Annotated in this window: 26 protein-coding genes; 24 read left to right on the top strand and 2 right to left on the bottom strand. The window is 65.9% G+C overall.

Annotation, left to right across the window (positions count from 1 at the left end; translation table 11 throughout):
• The first annotated feature begins 27 nt into the window (after positions 1-27).
• The 9 genes from K3551_RS00480 (at position 28) to K3551_RS00440 (ending at position 8,875) form a co-directional block, all read left to right on the top strand.
• A complete protein-coding gene (locus K3551_RS00480) occupies positions 28-1,632 on the top strand; it encodes a carboxyl transferase domain-containing protein (RefSeq protein ID WP_259916700.1) in 1,605 nt (534 codons plus the stop codon).
• On the top strand, positions 1,632-2,060 hold the full coding sequence (locus K3551_RS00475; RefSeq protein ID WP_259916699.1) for an ASCH domain-containing protein: 429 nt from the start codon (positions 1,632-1,634) through the stop codon (positions 2,058-2,060). Before K3551_RS00480 ends, K3551_RS00475 begins: the two co-directional genes overlap by 1 nt.
• A gap of 85 nt (positions 2,061-2,145) precedes the next feature.
• Entirely contained in the window at positions 2,146-4,086 is a 1,941-nt protein-coding gene (locus K3551_RS00470) for an acetyl/propionyl/methylcrotonyl-CoA carboxylase subunit alpha (RefSeq protein WP_259916695.1), read from the top strand.
• 66 nt (positions 4,087-4,152) lie between these two features.
• On the top strand, positions 4,153-4,794 hold the full coding sequence (locus tag K3551_RS00465; RefSeq protein WP_259916693.1) for a glutathione S-transferase family protein: 642 nt from the start codon (positions 4,153-4,155) through the stop codon (positions 4,792-4,794).
• Positions 4,787-5,644 (top strand): hydroxymethylglutaryl-CoA lyase, encoded by an 858-nt coding sequence (locus K3551_RS00460; RefSeq protein ID WP_259916691.1) that lies wholly within the window; start codon positions 4,787-4,789, stop codon positions 5,642-5,644. The genes K3551_RS00465 and K3551_RS00460 overlap by 8 nt, the downstream gene beginning before the upstream one ends.
• A complete protein-coding gene (locus K3551_RS00455) occupies positions 5,641-6,423 on the top strand; it encodes a crotonase/enoyl-CoA hydratase family protein (RefSeq protein ID WP_259916690.1) in 783 nt (260 codons plus the stop codon). Before K3551_RS00460 ends, K3551_RS00455 begins: the two co-directional genes overlap by 4 nt.
• Before the next feature lie 254 nt (positions 6,424-6,677).
• Complete coding sequence (locus K3551_RS00450; RefSeq protein WP_259916688.1) at positions 6,678-7,805, top strand: lytic murein transglycosylase; 1,128 nt, start codon at positions 6,678-6,680, stop codon at positions 7,803-7,805.
• A 3-nt stretch (positions 7,806-7,808) separates the two neighbouring features.
• Positions 7,809-8,438, top strand: coding sequence for an SH3 domain-containing protein (locus K3551_RS00445; protein ID WP_259916684.1), 630 nt, complete (start codon positions 7,809-7,811; stop codon positions 8,436-8,438).
• A 71-nt stretch (positions 8,439-8,509) separates the two neighbouring features.
• Positions 8,510-8,875, top strand: a complete 366-nt coding sequence (locus K3551_RS00440) for an NADH-quinone oxidoreductase subunit A (protein ID WP_259916681.1) — start codon at positions 8,510-8,512, stop codon at positions 8,873-8,875.
• Between the two features lie 38 nt (positions 8,876-8,913).
• Here K3551_RS00440 and K3551_RS00435 read toward each other — a convergent pair whose 3' ends face one another.
• Both K3551_RS00435 and K3551_RS00430 read right to left on the bottom strand, forming a co-directional pair.
• Positions 8,914-9,945, bottom strand: a complete 1,032-nt coding sequence (locus K3551_RS00435) for a permease (RefSeq protein WP_259916679.1) — start codon at positions 9,943-9,945, stop codon at positions 8,914-8,916.
• Positions 9,946-10,005: 60 nt separating this feature from the next.
• A complete protein-coding gene (locus K3551_RS00430) occupies positions 10,006-10,317 on the bottom strand; it encodes a helix-turn-helix transcriptional regulator (RefSeq protein ID WP_259916678.1) in 312 nt (103 codons plus the stop codon).
• Between the two features lie 201 nt (positions 10,318-10,518).
• Here K3551_RS00430 and K3551_RS00425 point away from each other — a divergent pair, with 201 nt between their 5' ends.
• The 15 genes from K3551_RS00425 to nuoH all read left to right on the top strand — a co-directional run bounded on the left by K3551_RS00425 (position 10,519) and on the right by nuoH (position 22,730).
• Positions 10,519-11,052, top strand: a complete 534-nt coding sequence (locus K3551_RS00425) for an NADH-quinone oxidoreductase subunit B family protein (RefSeq protein ID WP_259916675.1) — start codon at positions 10,519-10,521, stop codon at positions 11,050-11,052.
• A gap of 28 nt (positions 11,053-11,080) precedes the next feature.
• Positions 11,081-11,686, top strand: a complete 606-nt coding sequence (locus K3551_RS00420) for an NADH-quinone oxidoreductase subunit C (RefSeq protein WP_259916673.1) — start codon at positions 11,081-11,083, stop codon at positions 11,684-11,686.
• Positions 11,686-12,075, top strand: a complete 390-nt coding sequence (locus tag K3551_RS00415) for a nuclear transport factor 2 family protein (RefSeq protein WP_259916670.1) — start codon at positions 11,686-11,688, stop codon at positions 12,073-12,075. The genes K3551_RS00420 and K3551_RS00415 overlap by 1 nt, the downstream gene beginning before the upstream one ends.
• A 10-nt stretch (positions 12,076-12,085) precedes the next feature.
• Positions 12,086-13,318, top strand: coding sequence for an NADH-quinone oxidoreductase subunit D (locus K3551_RS00410; protein WP_259916669.1), 1,233 nt, complete (start codon positions 12,086-12,088; stop codon positions 13,316-13,318).
• Between the two features lie 71 nt (positions 13,319-13,389).
• The gene (locus K3551_RS00405) at positions 13,390-14,580 is read left to right on the top strand and encodes an NADH-quinone oxidoreductase subunit E (RefSeq protein WP_259916666.1); all 1,191 of its coding nucleotides are present in this window, start codon (positions 13,390-13,392) and stop codon (positions 14,578-14,580) included.
• Positions 14,581-14,633: 53 nt separating this feature from the next.
• Positions 14,634-15,401, top strand: a complete 768-nt coding sequence (locus K3551_RS20015) for an endonuclease (protein ID WP_409197391.1) — start codon at positions 14,634-14,636, stop codon at positions 15,399-15,401.
• Between the two features lie 60 nt (positions 15,402-15,461).
• Positions 15,462-15,689, top strand: a complete 228-nt coding sequence (locus tag K3551_RS00395) for a DUF5337 family protein (protein WP_259916665.1) — start codon at positions 15,462-15,464, stop codon at positions 15,687-15,689.
• Between the two features lie 5 nt (positions 15,690-15,694).
• A complete protein-coding gene (gene nuoF / locus K3551_RS00390; protein WP_259916661.1) occupies positions 15,695-16,990 on the top strand; it encodes an NADH-quinone oxidoreductase subunit NuoF in 1,296 nt (431 codons plus the stop codon).
• A gap of 519 nt (positions 16,991-17,509) precedes the next feature.
• A complete protein-coding gene (locus tag K3551_RS00385; protein WP_259916659.1) occupies positions 17,510-17,923 on the top strand; it encodes an MAPEG family protein in 414 nt (137 codons plus the stop codon).
• On the top strand, positions 17,920-18,312 hold the full coding sequence (locus K3551_RS00380; protein WP_259916656.1) for a DUF5333 domain-containing protein: 393 nt from the start codon (positions 17,920-17,922) through the stop codon (positions 18,310-18,312). Before K3551_RS00385 ends, K3551_RS00380 begins: the two co-directional genes overlap by 4 nt.
• Positions 18,309-18,689: a hypothetical protein gene (locus tag K3551_RS00375; RefSeq protein WP_259916654.1), complete on the top strand. Its 381-nt coding sequence runs from the start codon at positions 18,309-18,311 to the stop codon at positions 18,687-18,689. The genes K3551_RS00380 and K3551_RS00375 overlap by 4 nt, the downstream gene beginning before the upstream one ends.
• Positions 18,690-18,793: 104 nt before the next feature.
• Positions 18,794-19,186, top strand: a complete 393-nt coding sequence (locus tag K3551_RS00370) for a DUF5333 domain-containing protein (protein ID WP_259916652.1) — start codon at positions 18,794-18,796, stop codon at positions 19,184-19,186.
• Positions 19,187-19,272: 86 nt separating this feature from the next.
• Positions 19,273-21,291, top strand: a complete 2,019-nt coding sequence (gene nuoG / locus K3551_RS00365) for an NADH-quinone oxidoreductase subunit NuoG (protein WP_259916650.1) — start codon at positions 19,273-19,275, stop codon at positions 21,289-21,291.
• A 5-nt stretch (positions 21,292-21,296) separates the two neighbouring features.
• Positions 21,297-21,683, top strand: a complete 387-nt coding sequence (locus tag K3551_RS00360) for a hypothetical protein (RefSeq protein WP_259916647.1) — start codon at positions 21,297-21,299, stop codon at positions 21,681-21,683.
• Positions 21,684-21,692: 9 nt separating this feature from the next.
• Positions 21,693-22,730, top strand: coding sequence for an NADH-quinone oxidoreductase subunit NuoH (nuoH, locus tag K3551_RS00355; protein ID WP_259916644.1), 1,038 nt, complete (start codon positions 21,693-21,695; stop codon positions 22,728-22,730).

Here is a 22,730-nt window from a genome sequence, read left to right as displayed (position 1 = left end):
CCCTCGCGTGCCGCAGGAGGCCACAGCATGAAACTCACCTCCGGGCTTGTCACCGGGTCCGATCAGGCCCGCGCGAACCGCGCCGCCCATCTGGCGGCCCTGGACGAAATCCGACAGGCCGCGATCACCGCGCAGGCGGGCGGCGGCGAGACCAGCCGCGCGCGTCACCTGTCACGCGGCAAGATGCTGCCGTGCGACCGGGTCGCGGGGCTGCTGGACCCCGGCTCGCCTTTCCTGGAGGTCGGGACCTTTGCGGGGCATGGCATGTATGACGGCGCGGCCCCCGGCGGCGGTGCCATCGCAGGCGTGGGCTTGGTGCATGGCCGCCAGGTCATGGTGGTCTGCAACGATGCCACGGTAAAGGGCGGCACCTACTATCCGATCACCGTCAAGAAACACCTGCGCGCCCAGGAAATCGCCGAGGAATGTCGCCTGCCCTGCGTCTACCTGGTCGATTCGGGCGGGGCCAACCTGCCCAACCAGGACGAGGTCTTTCCGGACCGCGACCACTTCGGGCGCATCTTCTACAATCAGGCCCGGATGTCCGCCAAGGGCATCGCCCAGATCGCCGTGGTCATGGGGTCTTGCACGGCGGGCGGGGCCTATGTGCCCGCCATGTCCGACGTGTCGATCATCGTGCGCGAACAGGGCACGATCTTCCTCGCCGGGCCGCCCCTGGTAAAGGCCGCCACGGGCGAAGTCGTGACCGCCGAGGATCTGGGCGGCGGCGACGTGCACACCCGCCTGTCGGGGGTCGCGGACTATCTGGCCGAGGACGACGCCCATGCGCTGGCCCTGGCGCGGCGGGCTGTACAAAACGTGAAAGACGCCGGCGGGGTTTCCCCCAAAACGTACAGTTTCGAAAATCCGGCCTACGACCCCGATGAACTGCTGGATGTCGTCCCCGCCGATCTGCGCACCCCCTACGACATCCGCGAGGTCATCATGCGCCTCGTCGACGGGTCCCGTTTCGATGAGTTCAAGGCCCGCTTCGGCGAGACACTGGTGACCGGTTTCGCCGAGGTCTGCGGACTGCAGGTGGGCATCGTGGCCAACAACGGTGTGCTGTTTTCCGAGGCCGCGCAGAAGGGAGCTCACTTCATAGAGTTGTGTTCCCAAAGGAACATCCCGCTGGTGTTCCTGCAGAACATCACCGGCTTCATGGTGGGCCGCAAATACGAGAACGAGGGCATCGCGCGCCACGGGGCCAAGATGGTGACGGCGGTGGCGACGACCTCGGTGCCGAAGGTCACGATGCTGGTCGGAGGCAGCTTTGGCGCGGGAAATTATGGAATGTCCGGAAGGGCTTACCAGCCCCGGTTCCTCTGGACCTGGCCCAATTCGCGGATCTCGGTGATGGGCGGCGCGCAGGCCGCAGGCGTTCTGGCCACGGTCAAGCGCGACGCGATGGACCGCGCCGGAAAGGACTGGCTGCCCGAAGAAGAAGCCGCCTTCAGGCGCCCCACCGAAGAGATGTTCGAGCGGCAGTCGCACCCGCTCTATGCCTCGGCGCGGCTATGGGACGATGGCATCATCGACCCGCGCAAGTCACGGGATATACTGGCTCTTTCACTGCGCGCCGCGCTCAATGCCCCAATCGAGGAGACACGCTTCGGCGTGTTCCGGATGTGATGACCCAGACGCTGCAACAGATCATCGACGCCCACCCCGACGCCGAAACCTTCCGGTTCGGTGACAGCGAAGCACTTTGCGCCGAGATCCTGGGCTTGATCCGAACGGGCAAGAAGACGGCCACTTGCGAGGCGGCGCGGGTCTATGGGGCCAAGGGCGACGCCTGGCCAGAGGTCGGCCGCCGCGATGTCGCGCTGAACTGGGACGGCACGCCCGCCCTGATGATCGAAACGGTCGAGGTCACGACCCGGCGCTGGTCCGAGATGGACGCGGAATTCGTCGCGGCCCAGGGCGAATTCCGCGACCTGGCCCACTGGCAATCCGGGTATCGCCGGTACTTCGAACGCAACGGCGGTTGGTCCGAAGACATGAAGCTGATGTGCGAACGGTTCCGGGTCGTGGCGGATTATGCGGCGGACGCGCCATGACCGGGCGGATGGTGTGTCACACCAGAACGGCGACCGCAGGTCGTGGACTGACGGATCGGGCGCGGCCCGAGGCGAGGATAGATTGATGTTCACCAAGATCCTGATTGCGAACCGGGGCGAAATCGCCTGCCGTGTCATCGACACCTGCCGTCGGTTGGGGGTGCGGACCGTGGCTGTGCATTCGGACGCGGATGCGCGCGCCCGGCATGTCGAGATGGCCGATCAGGCCGTCGGTCTGGGCGGCGCGGCCCCGGCCGACAGCTACCTGCGCGGGGATGCCATCATCGCGGCCGCGCTGAAGACGGGCGCGCAGGCGATCCATCCGGGCTATGGGTTTCTGTCGGAAAACCCCGATTTCGTTGATGCGGTCGAAGCCGCGGGGCTGGTGTTCATCGGCCCCTCCGCCAAGGCGATCCGCGCGATGGGCCTGAAGGACGCGGCCAAGGACCTGATGGCCAAGGCGGGCGTGCCGGTCGTGCCGGGATATCAGGGGGCCGACCAGGACGCCGTGCATCTGGCCCGCGAGGCCGACAAGATCGGCTATCCGGTGCTGATCAAGGCCGTCGCGGGCGGCGGCGGCAAGGGCATGCGAAAGGTCGAAGCAGCGGACGGGTTCGCCGATGCGCTGGACGCGGCAAGATCCGAGGCGGCCAAGGCCTTTGGCAACGACCACGTGCTGATCGAGAAATGGATCACCACGCCGCGCCACATCGAGGTGCAGGTTTTCGGCGACGGCACCCGCGCCGTGCATCTGTTCGAGCGGGACTGCTCGCTGCAACGGCGTCACCAGAAGGTCATCGAAGAGGCCCCCGCCCCCGGCATGACCGAGGACATGCGCGCCGCGATGGGGGCCGCCGGAGTGCGGGCCGCCGAGGCGATCGGTTATGCGGGCGCGGGCACGGTGGAATTCATCGTCGACGGCGCGGACGGGCTGCGCCCCGACGGGTTCTGGTTCATGGAAATGAACACGCGGCTGCAGGTGGAACATCCGGTCACCGAGGCGATCACCGGCGTCGATCTGGTGGAATGGCAGCTGCGCGTCGCGTCGGGCGAGGCACTGCCTGCGCGGCAGGAGGATCTGTCGATCACTGGCCACGCCTTCGAGGCGCGGCTTTACGCCGAGGATGCGGCGGCGGGCTTCCTGCCTGCGACCGGCACGCTGACCCATCTGCGGTTCCCTGAGGGCGCGCGCGCGGACACCGGGGTGCGGCCCGGTGATGTCATTTCCCCCTGGTACGATCCGATGATCGCCAAGGTCATCGTGCATGGGCCGACCCGCGCGACGGCGCTTTTGCAACTGGAACGCGCGCTGGCCGGGACGCAGGTGGCCGGGACGGTCACCAACCTTTCGTTCCTGCGCAAACTGTCGCGGCAGGCGGATTTCGTCAGGGGCGACGTCGATACCGGGTTGATCGACCGGGATATGGTGACGTTGTCCGCAGCCCCGGTGCCCTGCACCAAGGCGCGGTCGCTGGCGGCATTGGGCGCTCTGGGGCTGAACCGGGGCCAGACCGGCGAGGGCGTGCATCTGTGGGCCCCGCTGGGCTGGACGCAGAAACTGACGCGGGGCGACGAGGAAATCACGGTGCGGGTGGAGGCGCTGGGCCCGGGGCATTTCCGCAGCTACGTGGGCGAAGCCAGCCACGAGATCACCAGAGACGGCGGCTGGCGGGTCGACGGCGAACCTGTGCCCGCCGAGATCGGCCACGGACCCGGCGCGGTGCATGTGTTCTGGGGCAACGTCTATTCCTTCGACGTGCCGGACCCGCTGGCCGTCGCGGCGGCGGGGGGGGCGGCCTCGGGCGTGGTGGAGGCCCCGATGCCGGGCTTGGTCAAGGCAGTCTTTGTCGAGGCAGGGGCCGAGGTTGCTGCGGGGGCGCGGCTGGCCATCCTGGAAGCGATGAAGATGGAACACACGCTGAGCGCACCGCGCGACGGGGTCGTGGCGGAGGTGCTGGTCGCCGCAGGGGCACAGGTAGAAGCCGGTGCCGCGCTGGTGCGGATGGAGGAGGCCGCCGAGGGTTGACCCTCGGCCGCGCGGGGCCAGCCCCCGCACCCCCGGGACATTTTCAAAGCAGAGTAAAGAGGGACCATGGCTGACATCACGCTCCACCACGTGCCGCAGAGCCGGTCGGACCGGGTGCTTTGGTTGCTGCGTGAACTGGGCGTTGCGGTCGATGTTCGCATCTGGCCCTTCGACAAGTCGCTGCGCGGTCGAGATTTCCTTGCGTTGAACCCTGCCGGGCGGGTGCCTGCGCTGGAACTGGACGGGCAGGCGATCTGGGAGTCGGGTGCGATGATCGAGCTGCTCTGCGAGCGGTTCGGGCAGCTGGGGCGGCCCCCCGGTGACCCGGAGCGTGCGGCTTGGCTGATCTGGGTGCATTTTGCCGAAACCCTCTCTCAGCACGCTGCCGCCTGCACGCAGCAGCACGTGGCCCTGCGCGAGGACTGGATGCGTTCGCCTACGGTGATGAAGATCGAGGCGGCGCGGATCGGAAAGTGTTTCGACGCGATCGAGGCGCGCCTGTCGGGCGACTGGTTGTTGACCGGGTTTTCCGCCGCCGATGTGGCGGTCGCGCAGGCCGTCGATATGGGCCGGCGGTTTCATCGGATCGGGGCCCGGCCCCGGATGGCGGCCTGGCTGGACCGATGCCAGGCGCGGCCTGCCTGGGCCGCGTCGCAGGGCGGCGTGGGGGTCTATACGCAGGAGTTCTATGAGGTGCCGGATGCCTGAGCGGGTCGAGATTTTCGAAGTCGGGCCGCGCGACGGTCTGCAGAATGAAAAGCGGATGATCCCGGCGGTCGAAAAGGTGGGTCTGGTGGATCTGCTGTCGCGGGCCGGGTTCGCGCGCATCGAGGTGGCGAGTTTCGTCAGCCCCAAGTGGGTGCCGCAGATGGCCGACGGAGCAGAGGTTCTGGCAGGCATCAGGCGGGCGGCGGGCACGCGCTATGCGGCATTGACGCCCAACCTGCGCGGCTATGAGGGTGCGCGCGCGGCAAGGGCCGATGAGGTGGCTATCTTCGCGTCTGCCTCCGAGGGGTTTTCGCGGGCCAATCTGAATGCCTCCATCGCCGAGAGCCTGGCGCGGTTCGCGCCGGTTGTCGCCGCGGCGCGGGGCGACGGGATGCCGGTGCGGGGCTATGTGTCCTGCGTGACGGATTGCCCGTTTGACGGCGCGGTCGCACCGGCCGACGTGGCACGGGTGGTGGCGGCGTTGCGCGACCTGGGCTGCTACGAAGTCAGCCTGGGGGACACCATCGGGCGCGGGCAACCCGAAGCGGTCGATGCCATGCTGGACGCAGTGCTGGACGAGATGGAGTCCGGGTGCCTGGCCGGGCATTTTCACGACACCTCGGGCCGGGCGCTTGCGAATGTGGACGTGGCCCTGGCACGGGGCCTGCGGGTGTTCGATGCCGCTGTCGGCGGGTTGGGTGGGTGCCCCTATGCCCCGGGCGCGGCGGGAAATGTGGCGACCGAAGCGGTTCTGGCCCATGTCTGCGCCGCCGGGTACGAGACGGGACTGGATGCGGGGATCGTCGCGGAGGCCGGGGTGCTGGCGCAACAGATGAGGGCAGGGCGATGAGCTATGAGACGTTGCAGGTGACGCGGGACGACCGGGGTGTCGTGACCGTGACGATGAACCGGGGGGAGGTGCACAACGCCCTGTCGGCGCAGATGATGGACGAGCTGACCGATGTGGCCGGGGTTCTGGGCACCGACGACAGTCGGGTGGTGATCCTGACCGGTGCGGGGCGGTCGTTCTGTGCGGGCGGGGATCTTGGCTGGATGCGGGCGCAGTTCGATGCCACGGCCGATGGACGTGCGACCGAAGGGCGGCGTCTGGCGGGGATGCTCCAGGCGCTCAATACCTTGCCGAAACCTTTGATCGGGCGGGTGCAGGGGGCGGCCTTTGGTGGCGGCGTCGGCCTGTGCTGCGTCTGCGACGTGACGGTCGGGGTCGAGGGCGCGCTGTTCGGCCTGACGGAAACGCGGCTGGGTCTGATACCGGCCACCATCGGTCCCTATGTGATTGCACGGATCGGAGAGGGGATGGCGCGCCGCGTGTTCATGTCGTCGCGCCGGTTCGATGCCGCCGAGGCGCAGCAGCTGGGTGTGATTGCCCGCGTCGTGGCCCCCGACGCGCTGGACGCGGCGGTCGAGGCGGAGGTCACCCCCTATCTGTCCTGCGCGCCCGGTGCCGTGGCCGACGCCAAGGCATTGGCGCGCAGTCTGGGGCCGGTGATCGACCAGGCCGAAATCGCGCGCACGGTCGATGCGCTGGCCGCCCGCTGGCAGGGAGGGGAGGCGGCTGAGGGGGTCGGGGCCTTCTTCGAGAAGCGCAAGCCGCGCTGGGTGCGATGACGCAGCCGTTCTGCCGGTTTTCCGGCGGTGGGGCGGCGGATTTGTCGGCAGGGTGAAAAGACGCCCGATGCGCGGCCCCAGGCTCTTTTTGACCTGTCCGCCAAAGCGGCAGGGGGCGCGGGCGACCGGGCCGCAGGGGTATCTGCTGCGGTAGGGATGTTGGGCGGAGGATCGCGCAGCGGGCGGTTCACCGCTTGTTCGTGGCGGGGCTTGGGCTAGGGTCTGGGACAACCCTCGCAGAAGGATCACAGGCCATGCTCACCCGTCGCGCGTTCGCGTTTTCCCTTGCGTCGCTGCCGCTTGCCGGTTGCGGCGGCGCGCAGCCCGTCACCTCCGTGCGGCCCGCCGCGCGGTCCACCGACCCGGATCTGATCCCGCGCAGCACGCCGGGCTGGTCGGCCTGGGTCGACGCCTTCAGGCGTCGCGCCGCGGGGCAGGGCATCCGAGACGAGGTGTTGGAGGCCGCGTTCCGGGGGCAGGGGTTCGTGCCCGGTGTCGTCACCCGCGACCGCAATCAGACCGAATTCAAGCGTTCGTTCGAGGATTATCTGGCCATCGTCGCCAACGAGACCCGCGTGCGCGCCGGGCGCGCCGCCTTTGCACAGCAGCGGTCGCGGCTGGCGGCGATCGAGGCGCGCTATGGCGTGCCTGCCCAGATCGTTGCGGCCGTCTGGGGGGTGGAAAGCTATTACGGGACGCGGCGGGGGGACATTCCGGTGATTTCCTCGACCTCGACCCTGGCCTTTGATGGACGGCGCGGGCGATTCTTCGAGGCTCAGCTGGTCGCCGCGCTCAAGATCCTGCAGTCGGGCGACACCACGCCCATGCGTCTGGTCGGCAGCTGGGCCGGCGCGATGGGGCATACGCAATTCATCCCCACAAGCTACGAGGCTTTTGCCGTTGATTTCACCGGTGACGGTCGACGTGATATCTGGTCGGACGATCCGTCCGATGCGCTGGCATCCACCGCGGCGTATCTGTCGCGGAATGGCTGGCAGAGGGGGGCAAGCTGGGCGGTCGAGGACCCGAACGGCAATCTTGCGACCGACGCCATCGGGCCGGTGTTCCGCACCGGGCCGAATTTCCGCGTCATCAAGCGGTACAACAATTCCGACAACTACGCCCTTGGCGTCGGTTATCTGGCCGATCGGATCGCGGGCGGCGGGCCGCTGCGGCAGCAGTTCGGGCCGGACCGGTTCGGTTTGACGCTGGAACAGCGCAAGGACCTGCAACGGGGGCTTGCGGCGCAGGGGTTCGATGTCGGTGAGCCTGATGGCGTGATCGGATCGAAAAGCCGCGCGGCCATCGAGGCGTTTCAGGGACGGCGGGGGATGCCGGTGACGGGCGACCCGTCGGTCGCCTTGCTCCGTGCGTTGCGCTAGAAGATGCGCGCGTTCCTTGTGGCCCTGAGTGCCGTGCTGTTGACCGCTCAGCTGAGCGCCGAGCCGGTGATGAACCCGACGGACAGTGCCATTCCATTGCAGGATGCGCCGGGGCCGGGCCGGTTGATCGTAGGACGATTGTTGCCCGGAGAGGTGGCGGACCTGGGGGTCTGCGACGCCTTGGGCAGGTGGTGCCAGGTGACGGCGGCAGGGGTGACCGGCTGGGTCGATGCCGATGTTGTCCCGCTCATGCGGATAAGTGGGGATTCGCTGGACCCCGTCTCGACCCCCAATGTCACCGTGAGCCCCTTGCCGGACGACGGGGCCGCGCGTGCCTTGCCGCAATCCGTGCTGGAGGCGGTGGCGCGCGCCTCGGGGGGCGAAGCGGCACGGGATTGGCAGCCGCCGCTTTTGTTGTCGGTCACGGAACCGATGGGCAATGTGACCGATGGCATCGTGAACCTGCGCGCCGGTCCGGGGACCGACACAGAGGTCGTGGATCAGTTGCAACCTGGTGCGGGCGGGGTGATCGACCTGTGTTCCGTGGATGAGACATGGTGCCGCATTCGCCGTGGCGGGGCTGGTCCCGATGGCTGGATCAAGGCCACCTTCCTGGGGCTGCAACGTCTGTGACCGCATTGCCGCCCGTTGACGCCCCGCGCCGCCGCGCCTAAGACCGAACCCGACCAGACCGGAGAGCCGACATGTCCCCCATGCTGATGGAATACCTGCCGATCCTGATCTTTCTGGGCGTGGCCATCGGCCTGGGCCTGGTGCTGATCCTGGCTGCCGCCATCATCGCCGTGCGCGCGCCGGACCCGGAAAAGGTGTCTGCCTACGAATGCGGGTTCAACGCCTTCGACGACGCGCGGATGAAATTCGACGTGCGGTTCTATCTGGTGGCGATCCTGTTCATCATCTTCGATCTGGAAATCGCGTTTCTCTTTCCCTGGGCGGTCAGCTTTGCCGGCCTGACCGATGCGGCCTTCTGGTCGATGATGGTTTTCCTGACGGTCCTGACCGTCGGGTTCGCCTACGAATGGAAAAAGGGCGCGCTGGAGTGGGAATGACGTCCGGTCCCGTCCGGGACCGAACGCCCAGTTGATCGTCAGCCCAGGGCTTGCCAGGCAAGACCGGCGGCAAAGGCCCCGGTCAGCGACAGCACGATATAAAGGCCAAAGACGCGGGGGCGGACCAGGGCCCAGACCGCGATTGCGGCTGGCAGGGATGTGACCCCGCCCGCGATCAGAAACGCAAGCCCGGCACCCGGCTGCATTCCCTGTTCGATCAATCCCCCAACCAACGGCAGGGCCGCATAGCCGTTAAGGTAGGCAGGAACGCCGACGACGGTTGCCAGCGCGATGGGCCCGATGCCGGTGCCGCCCAGCAGGGTCGTGATCGTTTCGGCGGGCACGAAGGCCAACATCAAGCTTTCCAACAGGAACGCGAGCGTCAGCCATTTCAGCAAGAACAGAAGGCTGCTGCGCGCCTCGACCGCAAAGGCCGACCGGCGGTCGGGGTCGTCCCAGAACCGCCAGACGATGGGCTTTGTCTGCCGGGCTGCCGCGCCGCCGCACCCCCCGTTCCCGATCTCTGGCCGCAGGGGATCAGGCAGGGCGCGCGCCGCCATCAGCGCGTGGGTCACGTAGCCGCCGAACAGGCCCAGGGCCACGGCGGTCCCGGTCTTTGCCAGGGCAAAGGGCAGGCCCAGAACGCCGACGGTCAAGGCGAACATTGACGGGTCCATCAGGGGCGACGCCAGCCAGAACGCCATGACTGCGGACAGCGGCACACCCATCGTCAGCAACGCCGCGATCAATGGAATCACTCCGCAGGAACAAAACGGCGACAGTGCTCCGGCAAGCGCCGCCATGGCGATTGCCACAAGCGGGGCACCTCCGAAGGCGCGGGCGATCTGACCGTCTGCTCCAGTGGCCTTGGCCCAGGCCGCAATGCCGATCGACGCCAGAAGGAACGGGGCCGTGCCCCAAAGCGCCTCCTGGACGAAGCGGAGGCTTTGGCCCGCCTGTGTGGCGTTCACCACCAGCAAGAGAGCGAAGATGCCAAAGATGGCGAACCAGACCTTGTGCCGCGTCACCTGCGCCCAGAGGGGCGGGCGCGTAAGGGGGAAATCTGTCATAATTATATCCTTGGTTTTGTAGTTATATAGGGCCTGAGAACGGCGCCTTGCCGTGGCATGTCAGGCGACATCGCGCGGCGCGGCGATGCCGGAGCAGCATTCGGCGGTCAGGAAATCCAGCAGGGCCGTCATCCGGTCAAAGGCCACGCGGGTCACGACCTCTCGTCCCTGGCGTTCCTGTGTCAGCAGACCGGCGGTCACCAGGCTGCGCAGATGATGCGCCAGCGTGGACGCAGGCAGATCGAGATGTGCGGCGATCTGACCCACGGTTGCGCCGCCCTGTCCCGCCCGCACCAGAAAGCGAAAGATGTGCAGGCGGGCCTCGTGACCAAGTGCGGCAAGCGCCCGTGCGGAATCAGCATGATCTGTCATGATTCCTATATAACCGGATTTATGGTTTTGTATAGTCTCTCGTCAGTGCGGCTGAACCCTGCGCAAAGGCGCGGCAGGACCCTGGTTGCGTCCTGTTTGGCGCTGGGCCCGTGTTGACCCCCATGGGGGCGCGGGCTACACCGCAGTCCGATGGGGCACGCCGGACAGCGCGCGCCCCGCCTTCCGATACGGAGCGAGGCCATGGGCGTGCAGACCGGACTGAACACCGCAGGCGGCGACAAGGAACACGCCACGCAGCTTCTCAACAAGGAGTTGCAGGACAAGGGTTTCCTGCTGACCTCGACTGAGGACATCATCAATTGGGCGCGCACCGGCTCGCTGCACTGGATGACCTTTGGTCTGGCCTGCTGCGCCGTCGAGATGATGCACACCGCCATGCCGCGTTATGACATGGAACGGTTCGGCACCGCCCCCCGCGCATCCCCGCGTCAATCGGACCTGATGATCGTGGCAGGTACGCTGACCAACAAGATGGCCCCGGCCCTGCGCAAGGTCTATGACCAGATGCCGGAACCACGATACGTCTTGTCCATGGGCAGCTGCGCCAATGGCGGCGGATATTATCACTACAGCTATTCCGTCGTGCGCGGGTGTGACCGGATCGTGCCGGTCGATCTCTATGTGCCGGGGTGTCCGCCGACGGCAGAGGCGCTGCTTTACGGTCTCCTGCAACTTCAGCGGAAAATTCGCCGGACGGGGACACTGGTGCGATGACCCGCGCGGCAAAGGAAGGATCATTGCGATGAGCGAACAACTGAGCGAACTCGCGCAGCATCTGGAACTGCGGCAGCCCGACCTGATCCGGTCCAGCGGGATCACCCTGGGCGAGCTGACGGTCGAGGCCGTGGCGTCGGACATCCCCGCGCTGATGGAGTTTCTGAAGTCCGACGAGCAGTGCCGGTTCTCGACCCTCGTGGACATCACCGCCATCGACTATCCGGGGGATGAGCGCCGCTTCTGCGTCGTCTATCATTTCCTGTCGATGTATCTGAATCAGCGGATCCGGGTGAAAACCTACGTTCGCGAAGAAGACATCGTGCCCTCGATCGTATCGGTCTATCCGGCCGCCAATTGGTTCGAGCGCGAAGTCTTCGACATGTTCGGCATCCTGTTTTCGGGCCACCCGGACCTTCGCCGCATCCTGACGGACTACGGCTTTCGCGGCTATCCGCTGCGCAAGGACTTCCCGACGACGGGCTACACCGAGGTCCGCTACGACGAGGTGCAGAAACGCGTCGTCTATGAGCCGGTGTCCCTGACGCAGGAATACCGGCAGTTCGATTTCATGTCCCCGTGGGAGGGTGCGGAATACGTGCTGCCCGGGGATGAGAAGGGGGAAGCGAAGTGATGGAGGCTGTCCTCACCGCTGAGGCCGCGGTTCGCACGCTGGCCGAGCGATATTGCGATGGTGTCTATTACGCGCGTCCCGAGGTGCTCGAGGATATCTGTCATGATCGCTTTTTCATGACCGAGGTGACGGAGACGGGCGGCGCGAACCACTGGGACCTGCCCGCCTATCTGGAGCGTGTCCGGGGGCGGGAGCCGTTTCCGGGTGCCGTCTCGGCTGAAATCCTGAGCATTGACGTGTCAGGCGACGAAATTGCGCGTGTGCATCTGTGGGTGGACGTGCCGCCGCGTCGATACGAGGATCATCTGGGGTTCCTCCGGGTGAACGGACAGTGGAAATTGTTGACCAAGGTGTTCCGGACGATGGGCGCATCGGCTTTGAACGTTTGAGGAGACCGATATGATGGACGGCGACCTGAACCCGCGCGGTTACGAAGACGCCCTGACGGGCGAGCAGAAGATCCGCAATTTCAACATCAACTTCGGGCCTCAACACCCGGCGGCGCACGGCGTGCTGCGCCTGGTGTTGGAGCTGGACGGCGAGATCGTGGAGCGCTGCGATCCGCACATCGGCCTGCTGCATCGCGGCACCGAAAAGCTGATGGAGAGCCGGACCTACCTCCAGAACCTGCCCTATCTGGACCGTCTCGACTACGTCGCGCCGATGAACCAGGAACACGCTTGGTGCATGGCCATCGAAAAGCTGACCGGTACCGTTGTGCCACGCCGCGCCCAGCTGATCCGGGTGCTGTATTGCGAGATCGGGCGCATCCTGAACCATATCCTGAACGTCACCACGCAGGCGATGGATGTAGGCGCGCTGACGCCGCCGCTCTGGGGGTTCGAGCATCGCGAAAAGCTGATGGAATTCTACGAGCGGGCCTGTGGCGCGCGTCTGCACGCGGCCTATTTCCGGCCCGGCGGCGTGCATCAGGATCTGCCGCCCGAGCTGCTGGACGATATCGACGCCTGGTGCGAGGAATATCCCTCGTTCCTGTCGGACATCGACGAGTTGCTGACCGAGAACCGGATCTTCAAGCAGCGCAACGTCGACATCGCCATCATCTCCGAGCAGGAGGTGTTGGATTGGGGCTTCTCCGGCGTGATGGCGCGCGGGTCGGGCCTGGCCTGGGATCTGCGCCGCGCGCAGCCTTATGAGTGCTACGACGAGTTCGACTTCCTGATCCCGACCGGCAAGAACGGCGATTGCTACGACCGCTATCTGGTGCGGATGGAAGAAATGCGCCAGTCGCTGCGGATCATCACGCAGGCCACTGCCAAACTGCGGGAGCCTTCGGGCCAGGGCGACATCCTTGCGCGCGGCAAGATGACCCCGCCCAAGCGTGGCGAGATGAAGACCTCGATGGAAAGCCTGATCCACCACTTCAAGCTGTACACCGAAGGTTTCCACGTGCCTGCCGGTGAGGTCTATGCCGCCGTCGAGGCCCCCAAGGGTGAGTTCGGCGTCTACATGGTGTCGGACGGATCCAACAAACCCTACCGCGCCAAGCTGCGCGCGCCCGGCTACCCGCATCTTCAGGCGATGGACCATGTCGCCCGCGGGCACCAGCTGGCCGACGTGGCGGCGATCATCGGGACGATGGATGTCGTCTTTGGGGAAATCGACCGCTAAGGCGGGCGCAACACAGTTAGTGAACCGATCCGGGTGCCCGCGCCCGGTCGCGGACCGAAGGACGATCAGACATGCTCCGCCGCCTCCACAAAGACCAACCCGAAAGCTTCGCCTTCCTGCCTGCCAACCAGGCCTGGGCCGAGGCGCAGATCACCAAGTATCCCGAAGGCCGTCAGGCCAGCGCGGTGATCCCGCTGCTCTGGCGCGCGCAGGAGCAGGAGGGATGGCTCACCCGCCCGGCCATGGAACACATCGCCGAGATGCTGGGCATGGCCTATATCCGGGTGCTGGAGGTGGCGACATTCTACTTCATGTTCCAGCTGCAGCCGGTCGGCTCGGTCGCGCATATCCAGATCTGCGGCACCACGTCCTGCATGATCTGCGGGGCCGAGGATCTGGTGGCTGTCTGCCGCGACAAGATCGCCAAATCCGCCCATGAGATCAGCGCCGATGGCAAGCTGAGCTGGGAAGAAGTTGAATGTCTGGGGGCCTGTTCCAACGCGCCCATGGCCCAGATCGGCAAGGATTACTACGAGGACCTGACCGTTGATCGGTTCAGCGAGATGCTGGACCAGTTCCGCGCCGGTGAGGTGCCGGTGCCCGGTCCCCAGAACGGACGCTTCACGTCGGAGCCGTTGGACGGGGTCACGTCGCTGACCGATGCGGCCGCGTCGAAAGGTCATGACCAGAACGCCTCGGTCGCCTTGGCCACGGATATTGGCGACACGATCAAGCGTATCGACGGCACCGAAGTGCCGCTGAAAGCGCCCTGGCAAAAGGCCGAGCAGGCGGACCCTGATCCCACCTTGGCCGCGCGTGATCCGTTGATGGGGCCGTCCGGTCCCGACGGCAAGCAGGCGGGTCGGGTTGCCGGTCAGGCTGAGGCCCCGCGGGATCGCGGCGACGCCTCTGATGGGGTGGCGAACGTGCGTGGATCCGAGGCCGAGGCCAAGGGCACGCCCGACGAATCGCCTGCGGAACCGACCGAAGCCGATCGTCCCGCCGCGCTGGATGGCGCGCGCGACGGCAAGGCCGACAACCTGAAACTGATCAAAGGCGTCGGCCCAAAGCTGGAGAAGCTTTGCAATTCCATGGGCTTCTACCATTTCGACCAGATTGCCGCCTGGACTGACCAGGAAATCGCATGGGTCGATGCGAACCTCGAGGGGTTCAAGGGACGCGTGACGCGTGACGAATGGGTGAAACAGGCTAAACTCCTCGCTGACGGCGGAGAGACGGAGTTCTCTGCCCGACAGAAGTAGGGGGGACGCCCGGCCCGGTGTCGTTCCCCAGTTGATCTTGGGGAGGACACCAAATGGACACTCGAATTCGCCCGATCGGCCCGCTGGAAAGCGCCGCGACCTCTTGGGGGGTGGCCGCGTTGGTCGGGGCCGGGACCTTCGTATTGTTGATCATGATCGCCGGGTGGAGCGTCCTCCAGGCGATTTTTGGCGGATTCGTCGTGTTCGCGGTGCTGGGATTGATCCTGATGCTGACCGTTGGCCGCGCCCCGTCCGCCGACGCGGCCCCGCAGAGCGAGACGATATCGGTCTCGGCCCGCCCGGCGGTCGATCTGGAAACCCTGCGCCCGCGCAACGTAAACAAGCCGTCGCCGCACAAGTCCTCGGTCGAGGTGTCGGCCATTTCCGACACGACCTCGGGCGAGCGGTTTGCGGGCGCGATGGCGCGCCCCGTCTCGGTCGGCGTGATCGACGCGCCTGTCGCCCCGTCGCAGGCCGCCGCCCCTGTCGATGCAGCCCCGGCACCGCCTGCGCCCGCCGCCGATCCGGGCGCGGGGCAAAAGCCGGCCACGTTGAGCGCGGCGCGCGACGGGGGGGCGGACGATCTCAAGAAAATAAAAGGCGTGGGCCCGAAGCTGGAGACAATGCTGCACGGCATGGGGTTCTACCATTTCGACCAGGTCGCGGCCTGGACCGACGCGGAGATCGCCTGGGTGGATCAGAACCTGGAAGGTTTCAAAGGGCGCGTCAGCCGGGACGAATGGGTATCGCAGGCGCGCGTTCTGGCCGATGGCGAAGAGACGGCGTTTTCACAAAAGGTTGGCAAGGGCGACGTCTATTGACGCAGTCGGGCGCGGTCACGCTTGACGGCACCGCGCCTGACCTGTTCAAGAGGCTCCGAAATGACCGGGCCCAGCTCATCCGACAGGCGCATCGCCAAAGCCCAGCGTAACGTGGCGCTGGTGATCCTTGGCACCTTTGCCGTCTGGCTGCCGTTGCAGGGATTGGGCGTCTGGCTCAACCTGCCGACACGGCTGATGGGGCTGGCGGATCTGGTGGCGCTGGCTGCACTGGGCTTTGCGTTGATCATGTTGCTGCGGGTTCGCAAGATGCGCCGCGAAGAGGAGTGAACAGGATGCTGCAGGATCAGGACCGGATCTTTACCAACATCTACGGCATGGCTGACCGCAGCCTGGCGGGCGCGCAGTCGCGCGGCCATTGGGACGGCACCAAGGACCTGATCGGTCTGGGCCGCGACAAGATCGTCGAGATCATGAAGGCCTCCGGCCTGCGCGGGCGCGGCGGCGCGGGTTTTCCCACCGGCCTCAAGTGGTCCTTCATGCCCAAGGAATCGGACGGTCGTCCCGCCTATCTGGTGATCAATGCGGACGAATCCGAGCCCGGTACCTGCAAGGACCGGGAAATCATGCGCCACGATCCGCACACCCTGATCGAAGGGGCGCTGATCGCCTCTTTCGCGATGGGTGCGCATGCCTGCTACATCTACATCCGCGGCGAATACATCCGCGAGAAAGAGGCGCTGCAGAACGCCATCGACGAGGCCTATGAGGCCGGTCTGCTGGGCCGGAACGCCGCCAAGTCGGGCTGGGATTTCGACCTGTACCTGCACCACGGGGCAGGGGCGTATATCTGCGGCGAGGAAACCGCCCTTATTGAATCGCTCGAAGGCAAGAAGGGGATGCCCCGCATGAAGCCGCCTTTCCCGGCGGGTGCGGGTCTGTATGGTTGCCCCACGACGGTGAACAACGTCGAAAGCATCGCGGTGGTGCCGACCATCCTGCGCCGTGGGGCCGAATGGTTCGCGGGCTTTGGCCGGCCGAACAATGCGGGCACCAAGCTGTTTGCGATTTCGGGCCACGTGAACCGCCCCTGCGTCGTCGAAGAGGCGATGTCGATCACCTTCGAAGAGCTGATCGAAACCCATTGCGGTGGCATTCGCGGTGGCTGGGGCAATCTGAAGGCGGTGATCCCCGGCGGATCTTCGGTGCCGATGATTCCCGGCGCGCAGATGAAAGACGCCATCATGGACTTCGATTACCTGCGCGAGCAGCGGTCGGGCCTGGGCACGGCGGCGGTCATCGTGATGGATAACTCCACCGACGTCATCAAGGCGATCTGGCGGTTGTCGAAATTCTACAAGCACGAAAGCTGTGGCCAGTGCACGCCCTGCCGCGAAGGCACCGGCTGGATGATGCGCGTCATGGACCGTCTGGTGCGCGGCGAGGCGGAGGTCGAGGAAATCGACATGCTGCTGGACGTCACCAAGCAGGTCGAGGGGCATACGATCTGCGCCCTCGGCGATGCGGCGGCCTGGCCGATCCAGGGCCTGATCCGTCACTTCCGTGGTGAGATCGAGGACCGCATCAAGCACAAGCGGATCACACCGACCGCGACCATCGCGGCCGAGTGATCGGCCCTTCGTCGTGACGCAGCCATGCCTTTGGGGGCAAGGCTGCGCGTGACTCATCTAGCACATCTTGACTGAGCGGCGCTGAAGGTCCCCACCGGGGACCGGCAGCGTCGTTTGCATATGCCGCAGCCTGTGTGAACGCCTTGGCGGGGCGCAGTTCCGGATTCGTCTGGGGCAGAGGCCGCTCGCGCAGCCGCTTGGCCATTGGTCACCCGCGCCCCGACGCTGATCGCCTAGTTCTGCTTTCGGTTGGATGGGTCTAGGCTGTCCCGGTTCGGCGAGTCCCGGAAACGCGAGGGGTGGGGTGGTTCGCGGCAGGCGGCTCGTTCAGCCGAATGACCTGGCCCCAGGCCAATTGGCCCGTCGCGGCCATTCGGTAGGCCCGTCCGCCTAAATCGCGAAGGGCCGGGCGCGCGGGTGGACGTTTCGACACAATCACGGGTCAGGCATGGACCAGATGCAATCTGATCCGCGCTGCGGATGCTTGGCGCCCCGCAGCCGATGCACTAGGGATCAGACATGACATTTGATCCTTCTCTCTACGCCCACGCGCTTGCCTCGCTCGCGATCTGGGCGATTCTTTCGCAGGTTCTGGCCGGCGTCTCGACAATCGGACGCACGCCAGATCGTGCGCCCTGTGGCAAACCTGTGCGTGATTACAGCAACCCCGTTTACCGGCGGGAACGGGCCTTTGCGAACGCCATCGAATCGTCCGGACCCTTTGTTGCTGCCACGGTCGCCGCGATGCTGGTCGGGGCCTCGCCCTTTTGGGTCAACCTGCTGGCGTCGGTTTTCGTCGTCGCGCGGATCGCCATGGCGGTGGTCCACGTGCGGACCGAAAACCAGACGATGCGCTCTGCGTTCTTTGCCATCGGGTTGTTCATGACCGCAGGGCTGGCTCTGCTGGCCTTGATCGGGGCCTTCGCGCTGTGAGGGCGATTGCGGTTCTGCTGGTCCTCAGCGGCCCCGCCGTGGCCGAGACACTGCGCCCGGCGCCCGCGTATTTCGTGACCGGGGCGATGGAAACGTCGACGGCACAGATCCTAGCGGTGAACTGTCCGACCCTGTCCGTCGACCTGGGCGGCATGGCGCGGCGCACCGACGATGTTCTGCGACAGTTGACCGAGGACGGGTTCACGCCCGAAACTCTGGCCACGCGGATGGAGGATCCCGCCGAGGCGATTGCCCTGTTGCAAGAGGCGTTCGTCACACGCCACGGGTTGACGGACGGCGCACCTCAGGCCGCGGTCTGTGCCGCAGGGCAAAGGGAAATCGCAGAGGAAACCCCGATCGGGGCGCTGCTGTTGGAGGTCGAGGGATGAAGGCGATTGCGCTGGCGCTGACGGGGGCCGTCCTGCTGACGGGATGCGGATTTTCGGGGCTGGGTTCGGGCGACAGCGGGCTGTTCCCGCGCGGCGGGTTGCGCGGAAACTCCGAACAGGTTGAGGGCATCCGGTTCCGGTCCCGCCTGAATGTCGTGAGCGAAGACGACCGCAGCTTTGCCGTGTCCGTTCGGAGCGCGGGCCGCGATCTGGGGGCCGCCCGCGAAGCTGGGCGGATCGAGGCGGTGCGCTATTGCCTGCGGGTCTTTGGGGGCACGGAAATCCTGTGGGAAAACGGCCCCGATCGTCCGCTGGAAGAAATCGCACTGGCCGATGATGGTGCGCTTGTCCTGACCGGGCGCTGCATCTCGCGCTGAGGCGGGAAATTGCCGGGTGCCATGGGCCTGCGGGACCGCGCTATTGAATGACCGGCGGGGCGACCAACATCTGCGGTCAAGACATCCGACCGGAGACCGCCATCATGAAGACGACCCTGACTGCCGCCGTCCTGACCCTTGCCGCCGCCCCCGCCTTCGCCGGGTTGGAGCAGGAGCCCCGTATCACCGAGGGGCTGATCAACGTGGGCATTGCCTATGAAATCTCCGAGGTCTGCCCGCGGCTTGACGGGCGAACGCTGCGGGGGCTGCAATACCTGCTGGCGCTGCGTTCGGCGGCGATGGATCTTGGGTATAGCCGGGCCGAGGTGGACGCCTTTATCGACGACGATGCCGCCAAGGATCGGCTGGAGGCTGTCGCGCGTGCACGGCTGGCCGCCAAGGGTGCCGCAAAGGGCGACACGGAGGCCCATTGCCGCGTCGGAGAGGCGGAACTTGCCGCCGACAGTCAGATTGGGCGCCTGTTGGAGGTCGATTAACAGCGCGCTGCGGCGTTCCGCTTCTGGTCACCGGCGTTTCGGGGCGTTAGAACCCGGTCCAAACGCCTACGATCGGAGCGGCCCGCATGAGCGACCTGAAGAAAATCGTCATCGACGGAAACGAGATCGAAGTCCCGGGTGCGATGACCCTGATCCAGGCCTGCGAAGTGGCCGGGATCGAGATCCCCCGCTTCTGCTATCACGAACGTCTGACCATCGCGGGCAACTGCCGCATGTGCCTGGTCGAGGTCGTGGGCGGCCCGCCCAAGCCCGCCGCCTCCTGCGCGATGCAGGTCAAGGATCTGCGCCCCGGCAAGGACGGCGAACCGCCGGTGGTCAAGACGAACTCTCCCATGGTCAAGAAGGCCCGCGAAGGCGTGATGGAGTTCCTGCTCATCAACCACCCGCTGGATTGCCCGATTTGCGACCAGGGTGGCGAATGCGACCTTCAGGATCAGGCGATGGCCTATGGCGTCGACTTCTCCCGCTTCCGCGAACCGAAGCGCGCGGCGGTCGATCTGGACCTCGGCCCGCTGGTCGAAACCCACATGACCCGCTGCATCAGCTGCACCCGCTGCGTGCGCTTCACTACCGAGGTCGCAGGCATCACGCAGATGGGCCAGACTGGTCGCGGCGAGGACAGCGAAATCACCTCCTACCTGGGTGAAACGCTGAAATCGAACATGCAGGGCAACATCATCGACCTGTGCCCCGTGGGTGCCCTGGTGTCGAAGCCCTACGCCTTTACCGCCCGCCCGTGGGAGCTGTCGAAGACAGAGACCATCGATGTAATGGACGCGCTCGGCTCCAACATCCGGGTGGACACCAAGGGTCGCGAAGTCATGCGTATCCTGCCGCGCAACCATGACGGCGTGAACGAGGAATGGATTTCCGACAAGACGCGGTTTGTCTGGGACGGTCTGCGTCGCCAGCGGCTGGATCGGCCCTATGTCCGCCGCGACGGCAAGCTGAAGCCCGCCACCTGGCCCGAAGCGCTGGCCGCTGCCGCCGAGGCGATGAAGGGCAAGAAGGTTTCCGGGATCGTGGGCGATCTGGCCTCGACCGAGGCGGCCTATGCCCTGACCCAGTTGATGACCGCGCTGGACGGCGTGACCGAATGCCGGACCGACGGGGCCAAGCTGCCTGCGGGTGACCGTGCCGGTTACGTCGGAACGGCTGCGATCGAGGATATCGACACGGCAGACAACATCCTGTTGATCGGCACCGATCCCTCGGTCGAAGCTCCGGTCCTGAATGCCCGTATCCGCAAGGCCTGGCTGCGCGGGGCCAAGGTGGCTCGTATCGGTGCACCGGCGGATCTGTCCTATGATCCGATCGATCTGGGCGCCGGGCGCGAGGCGCTCTCGGACCTGGCCGCTCAGGACCATTCCGATATGGCCGACAAGGCGGGCATTATCATCGTCGGGCAATCCGCGTTGACCGGCGAAGACGGCGCAGAGGTTCTGGCTGTCGTGCGCGCGCTCAGCGCATCGGCCAATTCGCCTGTTCTGGTGCTGCATTCGGCCGCGTCGCGCGTCGGGGCCATGGATGTCGGTGCCACCTGCGAAGGGGGAATTGACGCCGCGCTGTCGGCGGACGTGATCTACAACCTGGGCGCGGACGAGATCGACGTGCCCGCAGGGGCCTTTGTCATATATCAGGGCAGCCATGGCGACCGGGGTGCACACCGCGCCGACGTGATCCTGCCGGGTGCCGCCTGGACCGAGGAGCAGGGGCTGTTCGTCAATACCGAAGGCCGTCCCCAACTGGCGCAGCGGGCCAGCTTCGCCCCCGGCGAGGCCAAGGAAAACTGGGCCGTCCTGCGCGCCCTGTCCGCCGAGGTCGGCTATCAGCTGCCGTTCGACAGTCTGGCGCAGTTGCGCCGCGCGCTGGTCGCGGCCGCGCCGGAACTGGCCGATCTGGATATGGTGCCGGTCAACAAGTCCGAACCCCTGGGCGAAACGCCGACCCTGGGCGTAGGCGATTTTGCCCCGGCGATTCGCGACTTCTACCTGACCAACCCGGTCGCCCGTGCGTCCGAGTTGATGGCCGAACTGTCGGCCCAGGCCCGCGCGCTCGCCTCGCAGCCCATCGCCGCGGAGTGACGCGCATGTGGCGCGCAGCCGCCACGCTTCCGCTTGTCATGGCCGCGTGTCAGACAGTGGAATCACCGGTCGTCGACGTCTTTCGCCCCGAGTATCGCGGGGTGGAGACGCGGCTGCTGGAGGGGGACCTGGTCAATTTCGTCGTCACCATGCGCGGTGCGCGCGATGGGCAGGACGTGACGGACTATGCGGAATGTGCTGCAGCGCAGTATGCACTGATCCGAGGCTTCGGATTTGCGCGACATGTGCGCACCACGGTGCAGGAAGAGGGTGGCCTTTGGAGCGGAGATGCGGTTTACACCGTTTCGCCGGACCTCCCTCGGGGGTTAAGAACGATCGATGCCGAAGTGGTGGTGGACAACTGCCGCTTCAAGGGCATCCCGACCATATGAGGAACTGACATGGCGGATTTTCTGGCATCACCGGCGGGCATTGGCCTGACGATCTTGGCGCAATGCCTGGCCGTCGTTGCCTTCGTGATGATTTCGCTGCTGTTCCTGGTCTATGGTGACCGCAAGATCTGGGCTGCTGTGCAGATGCGGCGTGGCCCGAACGTGGTGGGTGTTTTCGGCCTGTTGCAGACCGTGGCCGACGCGCTGAAATATGTGGTCAAGGAAATCGTCATCCCGGCGGGGGCGGATCGCACCGTCTTCATGCTGGCGCCGCTGATCTCCTTCGTGCTGGCCATCATCGCCTGGGCTGTGATCCCGTTCTCGGACGGTTGGGTCGTCTCCGACATCAACGTCGCGATTCTCTATGTCTTCGCCGTCTCCTCGCTGGAGGTTTACGGCGTGATCATGGGTGGTTGGGCGTCGAACTCCAAATATCCTTTCCTGGGCTCGCTGCGTTCTGCCGCGCAGATGATTTCCTACGAGGTGTCGATCGGCCTGATCATCATCGGCGTGATCCTGTCGACCGGCTCGCTGAACTTCGGCGACATCGTGCGCGCGCAGGATACCGGCTACGGCTTCTTCGGCTGGTACTGGTTGCCGCATCTGCCGATGGTGTTCCTGTTCTTCATCTCGGCGCTGGCTGAAACGAACCGCCCGCCCTTCGACCTGCCTGAGGCGGAATCGGAACTGGTCGCGGGCTATCAGGTCGAATATTCCTCGACGCCCTTCCTGCTGTTCATGGCCGGCGAATATATCGCCATCTTCCTGATGTGTGCGCTGATCTCGCTGCTGTTCTTCGGCGGCTGGCTGTCGCCCATCCCGTTCCTGCCCGATGGCGCGTTCTGGATGGTGTTGAAGATGGCGTTCTTCTTCTTCCTCTTTGCGATGGTGAAGGCAGTCGTGCCGCGCTACCGCTATGATCAGCTGATGCGCCTGGGGTGGAAGGTGTTCCTGCCCTTCTCGCTGGCCTGGGTGGTTTTTGTGGCCTTCATGGCGAAATTCGAAGTCTTCGGTGCCTTTTGGGCCCGGTTCGCGATGGGGGCCTGA

It is taken from the genome of Jannaschia sp. M317, from assembly GCF_025141175.1.
In the GTDB taxonomy this organism is placed as follows: Bacteria; Pseudomonadota; Alphaproteobacteria; order Rhodobacterales; family Rhodobacteraceae; genus Jannaschia.
This window is presented reverse-complemented; position numbering and strand designations above follow the sequence as displayed.